17 protein-coding genes are annotated in these 18968 nt (G+C 59.0%); 15 read left to right on the top strand and 2 right to left on the bottom strand.

The window, feature by feature from the left end; genetic code table 11:
- Positions 1–10: 10 nt before the first annotated feature.
- The 15 genes from pilQ (at position 11) to E8K79_RS07925 (ending at position 17412) form a co-directional block, all read left to right on the top strand.
- Positions 11–2794, top strand: a complete 2784-nt coding sequence (gene pilQ / locus E8K79_RS07855) for a type IV pilus secretin family protein (protein ID WP_136514256.1) — start codon at positions 11–13, stop codon at positions 2792–2794.
- Between the two features lie 9 nt (positions 2795–2803).
- Entirely contained in the window at positions 2804–3379 is a 576-nt protein-coding gene (locus E8K79_RS07860) for a hypothetical protein (RefSeq protein ID WP_136514257.1), read from the top strand.
- Between the two features lie 41 nt (positions 3380–3420).
- On the top strand, positions 3421–7560 hold the full coding sequence (locus E8K79_RS07865) for a putative Ig domain-containing protein (protein ID WP_136514258.1): 4140 nt from the start codon (positions 3421–3423) through the stop codon (positions 7558–7560).
- A 43-nt stretch (positions 7561–7603) separates the two neighbouring features.
- Positions 7604–7906: a disulfide isomerase DsbC N-terminal domain-containing protein gene (locus E8K79_RS07870; RefSeq protein ID WP_136514259.1), complete on the top strand. Its 303-nt coding sequence runs from the start codon at positions 7604–7606 to the stop codon at positions 7904–7906.
- Positions 7907–7981: 75 nt separating this feature from the next.
- Positions 7982–9166 (top strand): chorismate synthase, encoded by a 1185-nt coding sequence (aroC, locus tag E8K79_RS07875; protein WP_136514260.1) that lies wholly within the window; start codon positions 7982–7984, stop codon positions 9164–9166.
- A gap of 121 nt (positions 9167–9287) precedes the next feature.
- On the top strand, positions 9288–9803 hold the full coding sequence (locus E8K79_RS07880) for a shikimate kinase (RefSeq protein WP_136514261.1): 516 nt from the start codon (positions 9288–9290) through the stop codon (positions 9801–9803).
- Positions 9800–10888, top strand: a complete 1089-nt coding sequence (gene aroB, locus E8K79_RS07885) for a 3-dehydroquinate synthase (RefSeq protein WP_136514262.1) — start codon at positions 9800–9802, stop codon at positions 10886–10888. The genes E8K79_RS07880 and aroB overlap by 4 nt, the downstream gene beginning before the upstream one ends.
- Position 10889: 1 nt before the next feature.
- On the top strand, positions 10890–12110 hold the full coding sequence (locus tag E8K79_RS07890) for a tetratricopeptide repeat protein (RefSeq protein ID WP_136514263.1): 1221 nt from the start codon (positions 10890–10892) through the stop codon (positions 12108–12110).
- Complete coding sequence (locus tag E8K79_RS07895; RefSeq protein WP_135871856.1) at positions 12100–12462, top strand: roadblock/LC7 domain-containing protein; 363 nt, start codon at positions 12100–12102, stop codon at positions 12460–12462. Before E8K79_RS07890 ends, E8K79_RS07895 begins: the two co-directional genes overlap by 11 nt.
- Positions 12463–12473: 11 nt before the next feature.
- Entirely contained in the window at positions 12474–12908 is a 435-nt protein-coding gene (gene aroQ / locus E8K79_RS07900) for a type II 3-dehydroquinate dehydratase (protein ID WP_198419472.1), read from the top strand.
- Positions 12909–12929: 21 nt separating this feature from the next.
- A complete protein-coding gene (locus E8K79_RS07905; protein ID WP_136514264.1) occupies positions 12930–13997 on the top strand; it encodes a M24 family metallopeptidase in 1068 nt (355 codons plus the stop codon).
- A 206-nt stretch (positions 13998–14203) separates the two neighbouring features.
- Entirely contained in the window at positions 14204–14686 is a 483-nt protein-coding gene (accB, locus tag E8K79_RS07910; RefSeq protein WP_136514265.1) for an acetyl-CoA carboxylase biotin carboxyl carrier protein, read from the top strand.
- 82 nt (positions 14687–14768) lie between these two features.
- Positions 14769–16109, top strand: a complete 1341-nt coding sequence (accC, locus tag E8K79_RS07915) for an acetyl-CoA carboxylase biotin carboxylase subunit (RefSeq protein ID WP_135871848.1) — start codon at positions 14769–14771, stop codon at positions 16107–16109.
- Between the two features lie 3 nt (positions 16110–16112).
- The gene (gene gcvH / locus E8K79_RS07920; protein WP_136514266.1) at positions 16113–16502 is read left to right on the top strand and encodes a glycine cleavage system protein GcvH; all 390 of its coding nucleotides are present in this window, start codon (positions 16113–16115) and stop codon (positions 16500–16502) included.
- 88 nt (positions 16503–16590) lie between these two features.
- Positions 16591–17412 (top strand): menaquinone biosynthetic enzyme MqnA/MqnD family protein, encoded by an 822-nt coding sequence (locus E8K79_RS07925; RefSeq protein WP_136514267.1) that lies wholly within the window; start codon positions 16591–16593, stop codon positions 17410–17412.
- Between the two features lie 544 nt (positions 17413–17956).
- On the opposite strand, the gene E8K79_RS07930 is transcribed toward E8K79_RS07925, so the two are convergent.
- Together E8K79_RS07930 and E8K79_RS07935 are read right to left on the bottom strand one after the other, a co-directional pair.
- Positions 17957–18415, bottom strand: coding sequence for an NUDIX domain-containing protein (locus E8K79_RS07930; protein WP_135871842.1), 459 nt, complete (start codon positions 18413–18415; stop codon positions 17957–17959).
- 86 nt (positions 18416–18501) lie between these two features.
- A complete protein-coding gene (locus E8K79_RS07935; protein ID WP_129127722.1) occupies positions 18502–18795 on the bottom strand; it encodes a PxxKW family cysteine-rich protein in 294 nt (97 codons plus the stop codon).
- Between the last annotated feature and the right edge of the window lie 173 nt (positions 18796–18968).

The raw sequence follows: 18968 nt of genomic DNA on the forward strand, positions 1-18968 counted from the left end.
AGCGTTTCAGATGACCATGTACCAGAGCAGAATTCTTTTCAATGCCATGGCCCTAATCGTCTTGTTGACGGTTTCCGCCGGCTGCGTCAAGAGGATGACCGCCGCGAACGAGCCTGCTCAAGCAGGGGCCACCGCTTTTGCCACGCTACGCTCCGTGACGGTCTCCCCCGACGGTTCCAGCGTCGAGCTGATCAGCGACAAGCCTCTCACCTATACCTCTTACAAAAGCGGTGAGCCGACAAAGATCATCGTCGATATCTCTCAGACTGAGCCGGGCGGCGTCTCCTCACCGATCGAGGTTAACCGCGGCAGTGTGAAGCGTATCGATGTTGAGCGCCAGCCGGTCGGAGGAAGTGTGCTGACCCGCGTTTCTGTGGTGCTCACCCACGATGTCGATTTCTTCGTCGCTACCGACCCCGCCAACAAGAGCAAGCTCATGATCACCCTGCCGCGCGAGGCCGAGGCCAAGCCAGAGCAGCCGGAGGTCAAGGAGGCTCCCATCGCGGAGCCGCGCATCGAAGAGAAAACCCTCGTAGCGGACGCCGCGGCTGCGACACCCCCCGTGCAAAAAAGCGACGCACAGGCACCTGTCGCACCGCCTGCTGAGAAACCGGTGGCGAAGGCCCCCGTGGCTGATGCCAGTAACGGCCAGAAGCTGAACGCCATCATGACCGTGGCCGACGGCGTGGAACTCTCTGTACAAGGCGGCGTACAGACCTTCAACTCGTTCAAGCTCGCCAAGCCGGATCGTATCGTCCTCGACCTCTTCAAGGTCAAAAACGCCCTGGTACAGAACGTAGTGCCTATAGGCGCCTTCGGTGTCGCTAACGCGCGCGTGGGGTCAACCCCGGACAAGGTACGTGTGGTCCTCGACGCATCAGGGGAGGGGCTGCCCGCCTACGAGGTTGTCAAGACGGATCTCGGCGTGAAGATCAAACTGAAAGCAAAAGGGCCCGTACAAGCTGAGGCTGCCGCTGCAGCTCCGGCCCCAGCCGCGGCCGCACCAGCAGCACCGGCCGAGCCGGCAGCTCCCGCAGCTCCCGCAGCGGCACCAGCACCAAAACCTGCGGCTCCCGCTCCCGTTACCAGAATGAAGACGGATGTCCCGCCCTCGAAGAACGTGAAAGGGTCGCTCGAGGCTGTTGAGTTCAGGGTTGTGGACGGGGTATCCCGCATAACCATGAAACTGTACGGCACCTGTGAACCCGGTGAGCCGGTGCGCTCCGCACAGGGGCTTACCCTCACCATCAACGACTGCCAGGTACCGAAAAAATTGCAGCGCGCCATGGACACCTCCAAGTTCGGGACGCCGGTGCTCTCGGTCACCCCATACCAGGTGAAAGGAAAGAAAGGGTACCTCACAAGGATCTCGGTCAAGCTGCGCGGCAACCCCGAGTACAGCACGAACCGCAGGGGCGACGTCTTCACCTGGGATATTGTGAACCCCGGTCCCGCAGTCCCGGCAAAGCTGCCTGCGGCACCCGCACTGGCGCACGGCGGCACCGATGCTGCTGCCGAGCTCGCCGCCTCCCCCGCACCTGCACGCGTCGAAGAGCCGATGACCGACATCTCCGCCTCGGCGGAGAAGCGCATCCCTAAGAAGGTTTATAAGGGGAGAAGGGTCACTCTCGAGTTCTCCGACGCCGACATCAGAAAGATCTTCCAGCTCATCGCCGAGGTGAGTAACCTGAACTTCCTCATAGGTGACGATGTCACCGGAACCATCAGCATCAAGCTGGTCAACGTTCCCTGGGACCAGGCACTCGACGTCATCCTTGACTCCAAAGGGCTTGCCATGATGCAGCAGGGGAACATCGTGCAGATCAAGCCGCGCAACAAGATGCAGAACCAGGCTGACGAGGAGGCCGCTGCGAAGAAAGCCGCCGAGCGCATGATGGAGCTTAAGACTGCAGTGTTCGAGGTGAACTATGCCTCTGTCGGGGACGTAGCCACCCAGTTCGGCATGCTAAAAAGCGAGCGCGGCATCATCACTAAAGACGATCGCACGAGCCGCGTCATCGTTAGGGACGTCCAGCCCGCCCTCGACGAGATGCGCGCATTGTTGAAAAACCTTGATGCGCCAGAAAAACAGGTGATGATCGAGGCCCGCATCGTTGAGGCAACCTCCACCTTCACCCGCGATCTTGGCGTGCAGTGGGGGCTCACTTACCGTGACGCCTCCGCGTCGGTGGCGAACATCAACTCCATGGAGACCACTTTCGGCGGCGTCGTATCGTCGGCAGGCCCAGGGACGAGCGGGTCAGGCGGTCTGGGCCTTGGGATGTCCTTCGGCAAGCTGACCAGCAACGTTCAGCTCGACATGAGACTTGCAGCTGCTGCCACCGTCGGGCAGGTGAAGATTATCTCCACACCAAAAGTGGTGACCTTGAACAACAAGGCAGCGAAGATCTCGCAGGGACAGTCGATCCCTTACCAGACCACTTCTGCTGAGGGGACCAAGACCGAGTTTGTCGAGGCCGCTCTCACCCTTGAAGTCACGCCGCACATCACCGCCGACGGCTCGGTCAGCATGAAGATCAAGGCGAGCAACAACTCCCCGGGCACTGGGTCGCCGCCGCCGATTAACAAGAAAGAGGCCACTACCGAGCTCGTTGTCTCCAACGGTGACACCACCGTTATCGGCGGGATCTACGTTGATAGCGACACGGAATCCGACACGGGCGTGCCGTTCCTCGCGGACATTCCGCTTCTTGGCTGGCTTTTCAAGTCGAACTCGAAGCAAAAGACCAAAACCGAACTGCTCATCTTCATTACGCCGAAGATTGTTATTTAAGGAGATCACATGTTTAAAAGGTTAGCTTTGTTTCTTTGCAGTGCGTGCGCGATCGCGGTCCTCAGTTCGTGTGGGGCCGGTGACGTAGGTGGAGGAGTAGGGGAGTTCACCACGGTAAACGCGAGCGCCACCGCCCTGACAAACAGGTTGGAGTCCGACATTCTGACCGGGAATACCTGCTCAGCCTCAGTATCTACTGGTGGCAACATCGTCACCGATACCACCGACGTCGACTTCAAATCCACCGCGCTATACACGACCGGTGCGCTCAAACTTGTCATCAGCAAGATCACTATCCAGTACACCCCGGTGAACCCGGCTACCACTCCGGACATCCCCGATTCCTACCTGAACGTATCTCAGCAAGTCGATCCGGGCACGACCTCGACCATATCGGTTCCGGTCCTTACTGAAGCTCAGAAGTTAGCTCTTCTGAACCGCACGTCGCTTGCCATGCCGGTTTGTGGTTCCACCGTCTTCGAGTACTACGTGAACATCGTTTTCGAGGCCTCGGAAATCGGAGGCAACGGCGATGTCCACAACGTTACAGCTAGGATGAACCTGGCGGTCGCAGACAGAACCTAAACGATAAAGTCCCATGTCTTGATTGGTAAGAGGGGTGTGAAATGAATTTTTCGAAGAAGATTAGCTGGGTGTTTTTGATGCTTTTGTGCGCCATCATGCTCAGTTGTTCCGGTGACGGCGGAACCGACTCCACAACGGTTACGTCTGGCAAGAAGCCGGCCAAAGTACTTGCCAACGATTTCCAGGTAACTACAAATACCACCGACCAGTCTCAGCCTGCCATTGCCTATGACACGGTGAATCACAACCGCTACCTGACCGTTTTCGTCGACAGCCGAAACGGTCAGCAGCTCTACGGTGCCATCTGCGTCGGTTCCGATTCGCTTGGACAGGGGGTCACAGGGAACGTTACCTCCATCGCCGCCAACCCGGTCAACTTCCCGATCACCACTGTTACCGGCAACAAGTCCCAGCCCAAGGTTGCCTTCTACAGGGACCCGACGAACCCGACCGATGCCACCAAGAGCAGGTACCTGGTTGTCTGGACAGACTCCCGTGCCGGCTACGGCCAGATCTACGGCCAGTTCGTCAGCATGACCGGTGCCCTCATCGGCTCGAACTTCACGATCTCCACCCACACCGCTAACATCGATATTAACCAGAACGACCCAGACCTTATCTACAACGAGGTTACCGGCAAGTTCGTCGTCGCCTGGGTCGACACAACGACCTACGATACCGACGCTAACGCCACCAACGACGTGACCTACACCGCGGTCGGCACTTCCGACTCTATTACAATTGGTCACATCCCGCTGCCGTACGCCGACAACAACCTCGTACGCACCATTGAAGTCGACCCGCTCACTGGCGCCACCAACAACATGCAAAACGTCTCCAAGACGGTGCGCATTGGGGCCATCACCGACAACGGTTCCGTCATCACCGACACATGGTCGGTACAGCTGAACGAATCACACCCGAGGATCGCCTACAGCCCGATTACAGGCGAGATCTTCACCAGCTGGAGTGGCTCTACCACTACCGTTACCCTCTCCATCAACTACACGACTACCACGATAGTCGGACCGCCTGATGTGATCAGGGCGATTTACAAGAGCTACCTTTTTACCTCAGTCAAAAAGGACGACGCCCCGACGAAGGTGAAACTGCGCAGAGATCAGGGGCTTGGCTTCATCAACGACTTCAGCTACGGTACTGTGGGCTTTGCCTCGACCAACCCAACAGTTGCCGTCGATCCCAACACGAACCGTCTCTTGCTCGCCTGGGAAGACAACAACGGTGGGACGGAAAGTGGCAAGAACATCGTCGGGCAACTCGTTGATCTTTCAGGTTTCACCTCCTACGGTGATCGAATTCGCATCTCCAACGCCGTCGGCGATCAGACCGCACCGGTTGCAGCCTTTGACAACGTCAACCAGCGCTTCTTCGTGGCATGGGAAGATGCAAGGAACCAGAGCGCAAACCTGAGCAACATCGACCTGTACAGCCAGTTCGTCGACCCGCAGGGGAACCTCTCCGGCGGCAACTCCATCGTTACGGTGGCTACCGGCAACCAGCTCTCTCCCGCGGTCGCCTTCGGTGACGTTAACTTTAGGAAATTCATGGTGGTGTGGAAGGACGGCCGCGCGCTATCCAACTCGGATATCTTTGCCCAGCTGCTCGAGTTCTCCACCGCGCCGCAGCTCACCATCACCGACACCAACGATGTACCGATCCTAAGCGGTGCCATCGACTTCGGCAATGTTGATATCTCGTCCAGTACGCCGTACAAAGACATCACCTTCCGGATCAGAAACGACGGTAACTCGGTTCTCACCATAAATTCGATTGTGGACCCGGCTGCGCCTTTCTCGTTCACCACACCGAAGCCGACCACCATAAGCCCGGGCACCAATGCCGAGATGACGGTTCGTTTCGCTCCGACTGCTGCAGGCTCCTACTCGAACCCCGCTGAGGGGTACCGCATGATCTTCGATTCCAACGGGGGGCAGGCGGTGATCAACCTTTCCGGCGCAGGGGTAGGCAATCTGCCTCTCTCCATTGCCACGGTTTCGCTGCCTGACGGCACCGCCGGCTCCGCCTATCAGGGGGCCACGCTCACCGCAACCGGCGGCGTCAGGCCATACGGTTCCTGGACTGTCACCTCCGGCACACTTCCGCCGGGACTTGCCCTTTCGTCCACCACTGGCGTTATCAGCGGAACGATCGATCCGGCCGCCACCTCGTCCTATACCTTCACCGTCTCGGTTACGGATTCCAACGGGACTTCCACGACCAAGTCGCTCACCATGAACATCACGGCGATGTCGATTTCGACCTCGTCGCTGCCGACCTGGACACAGCTTAAGACGGGCTACAGCAAAACGCTTGCGGCTTCCATCCCCGGGGTCACCGTAAAGCCGGCCAATTTGACCTGGACCGCGCAGGGGCTGCCGCAGGGACTACAGCTCACCTCCAGCGGCACCATAACTGACGTGGACCCGGCTACTGGACCGCTTATTCCCGGGTCCTACAACGTGACGGTACAGGCAAGCTACCTTGACGATACCGTGACCCCCAACAGGACCTACACGGCGTCCAAAAACCTGACCCTCGATATCAACCCGGCACTTTTCATCACCACCACGAGTCTGCCGGCAGTTGTCCTCGGTGCAGACTACAACCAGTCACTCATGATGCAGGGGGGGACGCCATCCTACCTTTGGCAGATCACTAGCGGCAGCCTCCCCGCCGGCCTCATCCCGAACCCCAGCACCGGGACCATCAGCGGCAAGCCGCTCCAGACCGGCACCTTCTCCTTCACGGTCAAGTTGTCCGACTCAACCGGGGCTTCAACGACGCGTGATCTTGTCATCAAGGTGAATCCGACTCTCTCTATAACCACGAACTCTCTTCCGTCAGTTGATAGTGGTGCGAGCTATGCTCAGGAACTGGTTGCCGATGGCGGCACCCAGCCGTACGTCTGGTCCATCTCAGGCAGCGGTACGCTGCCGCCCGGGTTGACCCTCGACACCGCCTCCGGCGTCATCAGGGGGACCGCTGGTGGTTCCGGCAGCTACAGCTTTAACGTCAAGGTGACCGACGCCGACGGCAACATCTATACCAAGCTACTCACCATCTCGGTAAGGGCTGCTGGCATCGTTTCTGGTAACCTTGTCTTCGTCGATCGCAACGGAGCCGACCTCGGTGGCACCCAAAACTTTGGCGGCACCCTGGTCAACTCCCGCGCCGCAGCAACTGTGTATGTGAAAAATACCACCACCTCACGCATCACTGTGAGCAACGTCGTCACTAACAACTCCGCGTTTACAGCTACCGGATTCGGTAACGTCGAGCCGGCGCAGACACTTCCGATCAGCGTTTATTTCACGCCGAAGGCCGTTTCCAACTACACCGGTACTCTTACCGTAACCGACACCACCGGCGCTACGTACACACTCGCCCTTTCCGGTAGCGGGGCCAGCGCCGTTGCCGCCATCGAGGGGACTGCCGGCACGACTGCCGACACCGCCATATTCTTCTCCAATCCTGCTCTTGCCGATGTCAGTGTAGGCAAACCGGACAACTTCACCCCGCTCAGTGCTATCAGCCTTCGCATTGAGGACGTCCAGCCGTCTGCGACGGTGAATGTCGCAGTAACCTTCCAGACCACACTGAGCGACAGCAGCGTCTACTATAAGGTGGTGAATAACCCGCTTACCAATGAGATAACCTGGACCAAGATCACCCCAGTGAGCCGCTCTGGCAACACCGCGGTCTTTGCCGTCATTGACAACGACGAGCGCCACGACTCCGACTTGAACGCTGGTTTCATCCAGGACCCCATCGTTGTCGGTGTCGAGGGAGGGGGCACTTCCGGTGGCGGTACCGATACGGGTAACAACCCGCCGCCGGCCTCGTCCACTGGCAAGAGCGGCTGCTTTATCGCAACCGCTGCCTACGGTAGTTACCTCGACCCGCAGGTCGTGGTGCTCAGGCATTTCCGTGACAACGTGCTTCTCAAATCCGCACCGGGCCGTGCTTTCGTATCCTTCTACTACAAGCACAGCCCGCCGATCGCTGATTTCATCTACGAACACGGCTTCCTGCGCCTGCTTACCCGCTGGGCACTCACCCCGCTTATCTTTGCGGTGAAGTACCCGGTCACCATGCTGCTTTTGCCGCTGTTCTACGCCTTCAACCGGTTCCGCAAGCAAAAGATGGCGGTGGCCCGGTAGAGGGCGCCAGGTTGGATGAAACAAACACAAGGAGTCTTTTTTAATGTTTAAACATTTTGTTGTTATCTGTCTTTCTGCGCTGATTCTTTCCGCTTGCTCCAAGCCCCCCGCCAAGGAGCAGGTGCAAGCGGCGGTCAAGAAGTTCATTCCGATGAACTTTGAAGTGCTGCAGGTCTCGGAGGTCAAGGGAATCGATGGGCTTTACGAAGCCGCCATCTCTGTGGGCGGTCACCCGGTCATTTTTTACGTAGACAAGAAGTGCGAATACATCTTTACCGGCAGCATGATGTCGACTGAGACCAAGGCCAACCTCACCACCGAGGCACAGAAGAAGTTCCAGAAGTAATTTAGCCAAAGACATCACCAGCGCATCGAAAGCCAGGGAAGCTCCTGGCTTTCGTTTATCAAATAAGGAGCAGGCATGTTCAGATACCTTACCGCGGGCGAGTCGCACGGCCCGCAGTTGACCGCCATCGTCGAAGGGGTACCCTCCGGGCTCAAACTCACCGAGAAAGACATCAACGAGGATCTCGCCCGCAGGCAGGGCGGTTACGGGCGCGGCGGTCGCATGAAGATCGAGACGGATCGTGTACGGATCCTCTCCGGTGTGCGCTGGGGTGAAACCCTGGGCTCCCCCATCACCCTTGTGGTGGAAAACTCGGACTGGGTGAACTGGGAACAGCGCATGTCTCCGTATGCCGAGTTCCGTGACGACAGCATCCGGGTCACCCGTGCACGTCCGGGACACGCCGACCTCCCGGGGGCAATGAAATATGCCCATAACGACGTGCGTAACATCCTCGAGCGCTCCAGCGCCCGCGAGACCGCGATCCGCGTGGCCGTCGGAGCGGTAGCGAAGGCTTATCTCAACCGCTTTGGTATCGCGGTCACCGGGTGCGTGGTCGAACTTGGGGGCGTCAGGGCGGAGCGCCCCGCTGAGGCCGGTGTGAAGGAGCTGCAGGAGAAAATCTCCAAGTCGCCGGTCTACACCTACGACGAGAAGGCCGAGGTGGAGATGATGGAAGCGATCGATCGAGCGAAGGACGCGGGTGACACCCTGGGGGGCGTGATCGAGGTGCGCGTGAACGGTCTCCCCGTGGGGCTTGGGAGCCACGTGCAATGGGACAGAAGGCTTGACGCCCGTCTCGCTGCCGCAGTGATGAGCATCCAGGCTTTCAAGGGGGTTGAGGTCGGCGCCGGTTTCGAGACGGCCCGTCTTCCGGGTTCCAAGGTGCACGATGAGATCTTTTTTGATGAGCAGCGCGTGGCGCGCGGCGAAAAGACCGGTTTCTACCGCAACACGAACCGTGCGGGAGGGCTCGAAGGTGGGATCACCAACGGCGAGGAGATCGTCATCTACGGCGCGATGAAGCCGATTCCTACCTTGTACACGCCGCTTAAGTCGGTTGATATGCTCTCCAAGGAGCCCTTCGAGGCCACTGTCGAGCGCTCTGACTGCTGCGCCGTCCCCGCTGCGTCCGTGGTCGCTGAGGCCGTAGTCGCGATCGAGATTGCAGGTGCCTTCATGGAAAAGTTCGGCGGTGATTCGGTAGCCGAGACGGCACGGAACTACTCGTCCTACATCGAGTACCTGCGGGAGTTTTAAGGCTTCAACGCAAAGACGCCAAGGTGCGCAGACGCGGAAGAAAAGCTTTTTGACTCGGCATGCTCGTCGGTCCCCCTTTGCGTCTTAGCGGCTTTTCGTCTTCGCGTTAAAGGGTTTGTTTATGAATATCCGGAACATCTTTCTTACCGGCTTCATGGGGTGCGGCAAGACCACGGTCGGCCATGTGCTCGCGCAGAGGCTCGGCTGGGAGTTCGTGGACCTCGACCACGCTATCGTGGAAGAGGCGGGGATGAGCGTTAAGGAGATCTTCGCGGCACACGGCGAGCCGTATTTTCGCGAACTGGAGTCGCGCGTGCTGGTCAGAATCGCCGCCGGCAGCGGTCAGATCATCTCGACCGGAGGTGGGGCCGTCATCGACCGCGGCAACCGCGCCGTCATGCGCCAGTACGGCCGCATCGTCAATCTGAAAGCCGATGTCCCGACCATCGTGGCGCGTGTGAGCGGCAACAGCGAACGACCCCTGCTCGCCGACGGCGCTTCCGTGGAAAAGATCCGCACCATGTTAAAGGCCCGCGAGGAGTTCTACGCCGATGCCGATCTGCGCATCGACACCACCGGCAAGGACGTCGCCGGGGTCGTGGACGAATTAATTGATTCTTTGAAGAGGTATCCGTGAACGTTCAGCATATCGAAGTGGCATTGGGAGAGCGCAGTTACGACATCGAACTCGGGGCAGGCATCCTGGGCGGTGTCGGTGCCCTCTGCCGTGCTCTCGGCCTCTCCGGTACCGCGGCCGTCGTCTCCAACACCACCGTGGCTCCGCTTTACTTAGAAACGGTGCGCGCTTCCCTCGAGGAGGCTGGATACCGTGCGGTAGAGGTCATCCTTCCTGACGGTGAAGCATACAAAAACAGCACGACCCTCAACCTCATCTACGACGGTCTGGTTGATGCGTCCTTGGACCGCGGTTCCTTCATCCTGGCCCTGGGCGGCGGGGTGATCGGGGACATGGCGGGCTTTGCCGCCGCAAGTTTTCTGCGCGGCATCCCCTTCGTACAACTCCCCACCACGCTCCTTTCGCAGGTCGACTCGAGCGTCGGCGGCAAGACCGGCATCAACCATCCCCGCGGCAAGAACCTAATCGGTGCCTTCTACCAGCCAAAGGCAGTACTGATCGACGTGAATACCCTGGACACGCTGCCGGAGCGGGAGTACCGAAGCGGTCTGGGCGAGATCGTGAAGTACGGCGCGGTGCTCGACGGCGACTTCTTCACCTTTCTCGAGCAGAACGTAGAGAAGCTCCTCGCCCGCGACAAGGAAGCGCTCATCCACGCCGTTGCGCGCAGTTGCGCCATCAAGGCGCAGGTGGTCGCTCTGGACGAGAGGGAAGGGGGGATACGTGCCGTGCTGAACTACGGTCACACGCTTGGCCACGCCGTGGAGACCCTCACCGAGTACACCAGCTACCTGCACGGCGAGGCGGTTGCCATCGGTATGGTACAGGCGGCCAAGATATCCCATCACTACGGTTACTGCAGCGATTCCGATCGTGGGCGCATCGATGCCCTTGTCGGAGCCCTTGGGCTGCCTGCCGAACTGCCCGCCTTCCCGGCCGAGCGTTACGCGGAGGCGCTTTCCCACGACAAGAAGGTGCGCGACAAGGGGCTGCTCTTTATCTGCAACCGGGGCATCGGCGCCTATAAGATGGAACGGGTCACCGACCTCAAAGCACTTCTGGAGATCTGCGGCATAGGAGAGTGACATGGTAGAGGACGCCTTATCGTTTTGGACGGAGATACAGCGCTACGAAGACCTGCTGGCCAAGGACGCCAAGTCGCTGTGTTTCGCACCGCTCTCCGAACTGTACCGGAAGCTCGGGCTTTTGGACGACGCCATCTCTGTTGCCCGTAAAGGGTGCGCCGCCCATCCCGAATACCCCCTCGGGTTTCTCGCCCTGGGCAACGCCTGCTATGCGAAGGGGGAGTCCGCGGATGCCTGCCAGGCACTCGAGAAGGCGGTAGAGCTCAAGCCGGACCACATCCAGGCCATGAAGCTTTTGAGCCAGATTTATGTCGAGCTGGGCCGGATCGACGCGGCGCGCGACATCCTGGGACGCGTCCTGCAGCGGGACCCCGAGGACCTCGAAAGCACCATGCTGCTGAACTCGATCGCTTCGGCCGCTTCCGCCGCTTCCTCGGAAGAGGAGATCATTGAGGATGTAGAAATCATCGAGGAGCTTGAAGAGGTGATCGAAGAGCCACCCTACTTAGCTCCGGCGATGAGTGTGTCCCAGCCTGCTTCGGCATCAGTGCCCAAAGCGGCGGAACAGATACCGGTGCCCGAACCCGAAGACGACGATCTTTGGGCCATCGAGGACCTCGAAGGGGAGCCGGAGTTGGCGGAAGCACCCCCGGCTGCCGCGTCCCGTCCGGGCGCACCGGACCCGCTGACGACCGCGACCCTTGCCGAACTCTACGTATCGCAGGGCTTCCTTGAGAAGGCGCAGAACATCTATCGCGAGCTCCTCACCGCCCATCCCGGCAACCAGCAGTACCGTTTAAGGCTCGAGGAACTGACCGAACTGCAGGAGCTGCAGCTTGGGCCGGCGGAACTCGCGTCGGGACAGCCGTCCGCTCAACAGCCGGCTGCAACACCGCCTTCCGCGGCACCGGCAACACCGCAAGCAGCGTCCGCGCCGGTGGCTGTTGCTCCGGAGCTTTTCGTCGAGCCGGCCGGTCTCGCCGAGGCGGCAGCAACGGTGGTGGCGCCCTTTGCACCTTCGTTGCCCACCGCCTCCGAAGAGATCCCCGCTGCCGCAGCAGGTTTATCCGCTGCCTTTGCCGGGATGGAATCACCTGCGGAACAGGAGGCTGCTCCGCTTGAACACCCTCGTCACGAAGACGCAGGTGGGACGGAAGGGGGCGTGGAAAGCGCCTTGGAGCGCTGGCTGGAAAACATAAGGAGAAGAAAAGATGGGGTTTAAGGCAATCCTGCGGGAGATCGTCGAGGAGAGCGGAGGGGGCCTGGGCGGGGTCATCATGGGTTATGACGGCATCGCCATCGAGGAGTACCTGCGAGAGGAGAGTGGCGTGGACGTGCAGACCATGACCATCGAATACGCCTCGGTGCTCAAGGAGATCAAAAGAACGGTCGGCGTGCTGAAGACCGGTGACCTGGAAGAGGTTTCCATCATCAGTGAGAGGTGCTGCGTCATCGTGCGCGGCATAAGCGATGAGTTCTTCGTGTCTTTGGTGCTTCCTGCCGACGGCAACTTCGGAAAGGCCCGCTACCTTTTGAAACGTGCAGCACCTGGCCTCAGGGAGGAACTCAAATGAGCGCGGCCAAGCTGAAGGTGCTCGTTTTACACGGCCCGAACCTGAACCTCCTTGGGGTCAGGGAGCCCGGTGTCTACGGCACCATGACCCTTGAGGGGATCAACAAGGAGCTTACCGCGCTGGCCGAAGAGTTGTCGCTTGACCTCAAAATACTGCAAAGCAACAGCGAAGGCGACCTGGTGGACGCCATCCAGGGGGCCATGGCGGACTGCCGCGGCATCCTGATAAACCCCGCCGCTTATACCCACACGAGCGTTGCCATCCGTGACGCGATCGCTGCCACGGCGCTTCCGGCCGTGGAGGTACACCTCTCCAACGTCCATGCCCGGGAAGCCTTCCGAAGCCACAGTTATATCGCCCCGGTGGCGGTCGGCCAGATCTGCGGTTTCGGCGCCGACAGCTACCTTTTGGGGCTCAGAGCCCTTGCCAAACGGCTGGGAAAATAAGATTGTCTTACGGACGGAATTATGATAGGTAACAGAATCCCCGCGGCCCGAGAGTGCCTGAAACGGTTCAACGCCGATCTGTTGCTGGTGACAAACCTCAGCAACATCAGGTATCTAACCGGCTTTACCGGCAGCGAGGCGCTGCTCATTCTCTCTCCAGAAGACGGGTGGTTTCTCACCGATTCCCGTTACACCTCACAGGCGGGCGCCGAGGTCACGGGCGCAAAGGTCATCGAGTTCTCGAGCCGGATGGACGGGCTGGTCGAGCGGCTGCTAGAGCTCCGTCCGGCCAGGGTCGCCTTCGAGGCCGGCTCCACCACCGTCGCCTTCTACCAGGAACTCTGCGGAAAGACGCCGGGGATCGAATACCTTCCCGCTGACGCGGAGCTAGCCGGTCTGCGCACCGTCAAGGATGCCGGCGAACTTGCGATCCTGGAGCAGGTAGCCGCTATCGCCTCCGAGGCGCTCCTCGAGACGGTGGCGCGCCTGAAGCCGCGCATGACCGAAGCCGAGGTCGCCTGGATGCTCGAAGTGGCGATGCGTGAAAAGGGGGCGGAAGGGAAATCCTTCGATTTCATTGTGGCCTCCGGCGAGCGCGGCGCGCTGCCGCACGGTCGGGCCTCGGAGAAGAAACTTGCCGCGGGAGAACTAGTCACCATAGATTTCGGTGCCATCTACCGGGGCTACTGCTCGGACGAGACGGTTACCGTCTGTCTGGGAGAACCCGACGCGAAGCAGCGCGAGGTGTACGAGACCGTTCTGGCGGCCCAGCGGGTGGCCATGGAGGCGGTGCATCCCGGTATGAGTTTCAAGGACCTGGACGCCAAGGCGCGCGACCTCATCGCGGGCAAAGGGTACGGGGCCTATTTCGGTCACGGCCTCGGGCACGGTGTCGGTATCGACATCCACGAACACCCGGGCGCGTCGCCGCGCAGCAAACACGTCATCCAGGAGGGGATGGTCTTCACCATCGAGCCGGGGATTTACATCCCTGAGTGGGGTGGGGTCCGTATCGAGGACACCGTGGTCGTCGAGAAAAACTGCTGCCGCCCGATCACCAGGGTCCCCAAGGACCTGATCATAGTCTGACTTTGCAGTCCCCCTTTGCGAAGGGGGATTTAGGGGGATTTCAGTTGGGTTGGCAGAGGCAAATCCCCCCCGGCCCCCCTTCGCAAAGTGGGGAGTTGGAAGTAGCCCATCACAAAGTGGGGGGCCTAAAGCGCAACGTTTGTTTTTAGGGGGGCTTCTCCGGCTGCAACGGGGCGGCCCACAACCATGCAATAAAGGAGAAAGATGTGGATATAAAAGACCTGAAGATGCTGATCAAGATGGTAACGGAGACCGACATCACCGAGTTCGAGCTGGAGAACACCGACGAGAAGGTGGTCATCAAGAGAGGCTGCGCCGCTCCGCAGTTCCAGATGCAGGCGCCCGTCGCTTACCAGTATGCACCGGCCGCTCCTGTCGCTCCGGCCGCCGCCCCCGCAGCTCCGGCTGCCGCTTCCGCAGCAGCTCCGGCCGCTGCCGAGAAAGAGCAGGGCGACGTGATCACTTCCCCCATCGTCGGCACCTTCTACCGCGCTCCCGCTCCGGAGGCTGCTGCCTACGTTGAAGTCGGCCAGATCGTGGAGAAGGGACAGGTGCTCTGCATCGTCGAGGCGATGAAGCTCATGAACGAGATCGAGGCGGAGTTCAAGTGCAAGATCCTCAAGATCTGCAAGGAGAACGCCCAGCCGGTCGAGTACGGCGACGCCCTGTTCGTGGTGGAGAAGCTGTAATCAAACAGATTTAGATGAAGATCGAGCCTTGGATTGCGTGCCGATCTGAATCTCGATCTTTATCTGTTTCCTGGAGACATCGATGTTCCATAAAATTCTTATCGCCAACCGGGGGGAGATTGCCCTCCGGATCATCAGGACCTGCAAGGAGATGGGGATCAAGACGGTTGCCGTCTACTCCTCTGCCGATGCAGAGTCGCTGCACGTAAAGCTCGCCGACGAGAGCGTCTGCATCGGACCGGCACCGAGCCTCTCCAGTTACCTGAACATCAACGCCATCATCTCCGCGGCGGAGCTGACCGACGCCGAGGCGATCCACCCCGGCTACGGCTTCCTCTCCGAAAACCCGCGCTTTGCCGAGATCTGCGAGAAGTGCGGCATCACCTTCATCGGCCCCACCGCCGAGAGCATGCGCATCATGGGTGACAAGATCTCCGCACGTCAGGCCGTCATCAAGGTCGGCGTACCCATCCTCCCCGGCACCAAGGAGGGGGTGAACGACGTCAACGAGGCGATCAAAGTTGCCAAGGAGATCGGCTTCCCCGTCATCATCAAGGCGACGGCGGGAGGCGGCGGGCGCGGCATGAAGATCGTGCACTCGCCGGCGGCTCTTCCGAACGCCTTCATGACCGCAAGGTCCGAGGCGCAGACCGGCTTCGGCAACCCCGAGGTCTACATCGAGCGCTACTGCGAAAACCCGCGCCACGTCGAGATCCAGGTGCTTGCCGACAAGCACGGCAACGTCATCCATCTTGGGGAGCGTGACTGCTCGATTCAGCGCCGTCACCAGAAGGTGATCGAGGAGGCCCCCTCCACCGTCACCACTCCCGAGCTCAGGAAAAAGATGGGCGAGGCCGCGGTTGCGGCGGCGAAGGCCGTCAACTACTCGAGCGTCGGCACCATGGAGTTCCTGGTCGACAAGAAGAACAACTTCTACTTCATGGAAATGAACACCCGCGTCCAGGTGGAGCATCCGGTAACCGAGATGATCACCGGCGTCGACATCGTGAAGGAGCAGATCCGCTCCGCCTACGGCGAAAAACTCCGTTACACCCAGGCAGACATCAAGATCAAGGGGCACGCCATAGAGTGCCGCATCAACGCCGAGGACTCGGTGAAGTTCACCCCGTGCCCCGGTAAGATCACCGATCACCACACCCCGGGGGGACTTGGCGTCCGTGTCGACTCCTTTGTCTACACCAACTACACCGTCGTTCCGCACTACGACTCGCTCATCGCGAAGCTCATCGTACATGCCGACACCAGGGATGAGGCGATCAAGCGTATGGCCCGTGCCCTCGACGAGTACATCGTCGACGGGATCAAGACCACCATCCCGTTCCACAAGCGGATCATGGCGAACAAGGACTTCATCGAAGGGAACATAGATACCGGTTTCATTGAAAGGCTGGTGCTGGAGTAAACTATGGACTTTCCCGAAGAACTCAAATACAGCAAGGAACATCTCTGGGTGCGCGTCGAAGGTGACCGGGCTGTCATCGGCATCACCGATTACGCGCAGGTGGAGCTTGGCAACGTGACCTCGGTTGAGCTGCCGGAGCCGGGCGACGAACTGGAGCAGGACGACTCTTTCGGCTCCATAGAGGCGAGAAAAACGGTCGCCGAGCTCTACGCTCCGCTTTCCGGGACCGTTCTCGAGTCCAACTCCGAGCTCGCCACCGCACCGGAGTTCGTGAACGATGACCCTTATGACGGCGGCTGGCTGGTCGTCATCGAGATGGCCGACCCTGAGGAACTGAACCTCCTCATGTCCGCCGAGCTTTACGAGGACACTGTCTCGGTCTCAGAAGAATAACAAGAAGTTGCACCCGATATACCAGAAAAGGCGAGAGATACTCTCGCCTTTTCGTTTTGTTTCTTAAGCCTTATCCTGGAGCTTTGCCGTGACCATAAATATCGGACACATCAAGTACGCGAACTGCACCCCCATCTTCACCGCCCTCGAATCCCATTTTGACTGCACCGGCTACCGTTTCGTGGACGGAGTCCCGGCGCAACTGAACGCGATGCTTAGGGCAGGCGGCATAGACTTAAGCCCTTCCTCGTCCATCGAATACGCCATGGCGCACGAGCAGTACTGCCTGTTGCCGGAGCTCTCCATCAGCGCCATAGGGCCGGTGAAGAGCGTCTTCATGTTCTCGCGCGTGCCGATCGAGGAGTTGGACGGCGCCGCCATCGGCCTCACCGCCGAATCGGACACCTCGGTCAACCTTCTGAAGGTGCTACTCGCCCGCAAGTACGGCTTCACTAACACCTTCGAACGCACCGCGCTCCCCCTTGCCGAGGCCCTGGAGCGCTTCCCCGGCCTGCTCCTCATCGGCGACTTGGCGCTCAAAGGGGCCGCCTCGGGTTCCGGTTTCTTTTGCTACGACTTGGGGCAGCTCTGGCACGAGTTTACCGGGCTCCCCTTCGTGTTCGCCCTCTGGATCGTGCGGCGCGACGCGGCGCGCGAAAAGCACGCGGAGCTCAAGGCGCTTGCCAGGGACCTGGTGGCCGCCAAAAAGCTCGCGTATGACAGCTACGCCGAGATTGCTGCGGGAAGCGAGGAGCGCGCCTGGCTCAGCGAGGAGGCACTGGTGGATTACTGGCAGACCATCTCGTACGAGCTGACCGTGGCTCATCTGGAAGGGGCACGCCTTTTCTTCCGGTATGCCTTCGAGATGGGGCTGATCCCGAGCCTGCCGGAGTTGCGTTTTCTGGAATAGGGGGGAAGAACCGGTTCAATTCCGGTTCCCGAGTTTTGAACCGCGGCTGCGTGAATTCAAAAGGCCCTTCAGACGTTTAAAAAAAATTTCCGGATTTCAAACGTGCCGACCTCGGGTTGATTTTCGTTTTTGAAGTTTCTCACCGCGTCTTGATGCGTTGAAAAAATTTTCCGCCGTTTGAATTTTATTTTTTGAAGTTCAAACGTGCGGCCCTCGTGTTGAATTTTTTTTTTGGAGTTTCAAAACGCGTCATGACGAGTTGAAAAAAATTTCTGCCGTTTGAATTTTATTTTTTGAAGTTCAAACGTGCGGTCCTCGTGTTGAAATTTTTTTTTGGAGTTTCAAACCGCATCTTAACGAGTTGAAAAAAATTTCCGCCGTTTGAATTTTATTTTTTGAAGTTTAAACGCGCGTCCATCGATTTGAATTTCCGTTTTGAAATTTCAAACCGCATCTTAACGAGTTGAAAAAAATTTCTGTCGTTTGAAATTCACTTTTTTGATTTCAAACGCACGTCGGGCTCGTTCGTTTTAAACCAGCGCTTCTATAACTCTCCTGCCGCTTTTTTACTGCGATAGTCTGAAAGAATCCGTGCGTGGTCGAAGCAGAGTGGTTCGGGGAGTGCGTCGATGGGGAAGATGCCGAATGCTGCCGCATCGTCCCCCGCGTTGGGGGTGCCGGTGGCCGTGGCTACGTACACGGTCGAGATGTTGTGGCTGCGCTTATCGCGGGCCGGGTCCGAGTAGCATCCCAGCAGCCGCAACTGTTCTTCTTCCAGCTCGAGGCCGATCTCTTCCTGCATCTCCCGCACGGCCGCATGCTCCAGCGTTTCGCCGTAGTCGACAAACCCGCCCGGGATGGCCCAACCCAAGGGCTCGTTCTTGCGCTCGATGAGCACGACCCCTTCGGGGAGTTCTACGATCACGTCCACGGTCGGCAGAGGGTTCCGGTACTGTTTGACCTTGGCACCGCACGCGGGGCAGGCGAGGAAGTCAAAAGGCATCACTAGCCTCCAGTTCAATAGTTGATACAAAAAAAGGGAGGACGTTTCGGTCCTCCCTTTTATGGTACAGCAGATTGTTCTGGGTACTACTTCTTCTTCTTGGCGCCTGCAGCTTTCTTGGAAGCTTTGAGCGGGTTGATCTTGGCGTCGTCGGTCTTGATCTCGACCTTGACGTGGGTAGCGAAGTTGCAGATACCGCCGACCCACTTCTTCTCGGGGGCCGGGTATGCGCTGCAAACCTTCCCGATGGAGCCATCGACTACCCTGTCGCAACCTTCGCAGTTCTCTACGATAAGCTGGCAGGAACCTTCGGTAAATACACAACCCTGTTTACCCCAGAAAGTGCACTCGGCACCAGGAAGTACGGTTTGACATTGCATGTTTTAAGCCTCCTCAATTGCTTCGTAATCGTTGATAAAAGACACTCTACCAATTTCGAAAGAAAAATGTCAACCCACTTTTTTCCCGAAAACTTGACTCTCCTACCGCATTGAATTAATCTCTAGTAATTATTCTATCGGGTCGCTTGGCACTCCTGTTTTCGATGTGTTAT

The sequence above is a fragment of the Geomonas edaphica genome, assembly GCF_004917075.1.
Classification (GTDB): domain Bacteria; phylum Desulfobacterota; class Desulfuromonadia; order Geobacterales; family Geobacteraceae; genus Geomonas; species Geomonas edaphica.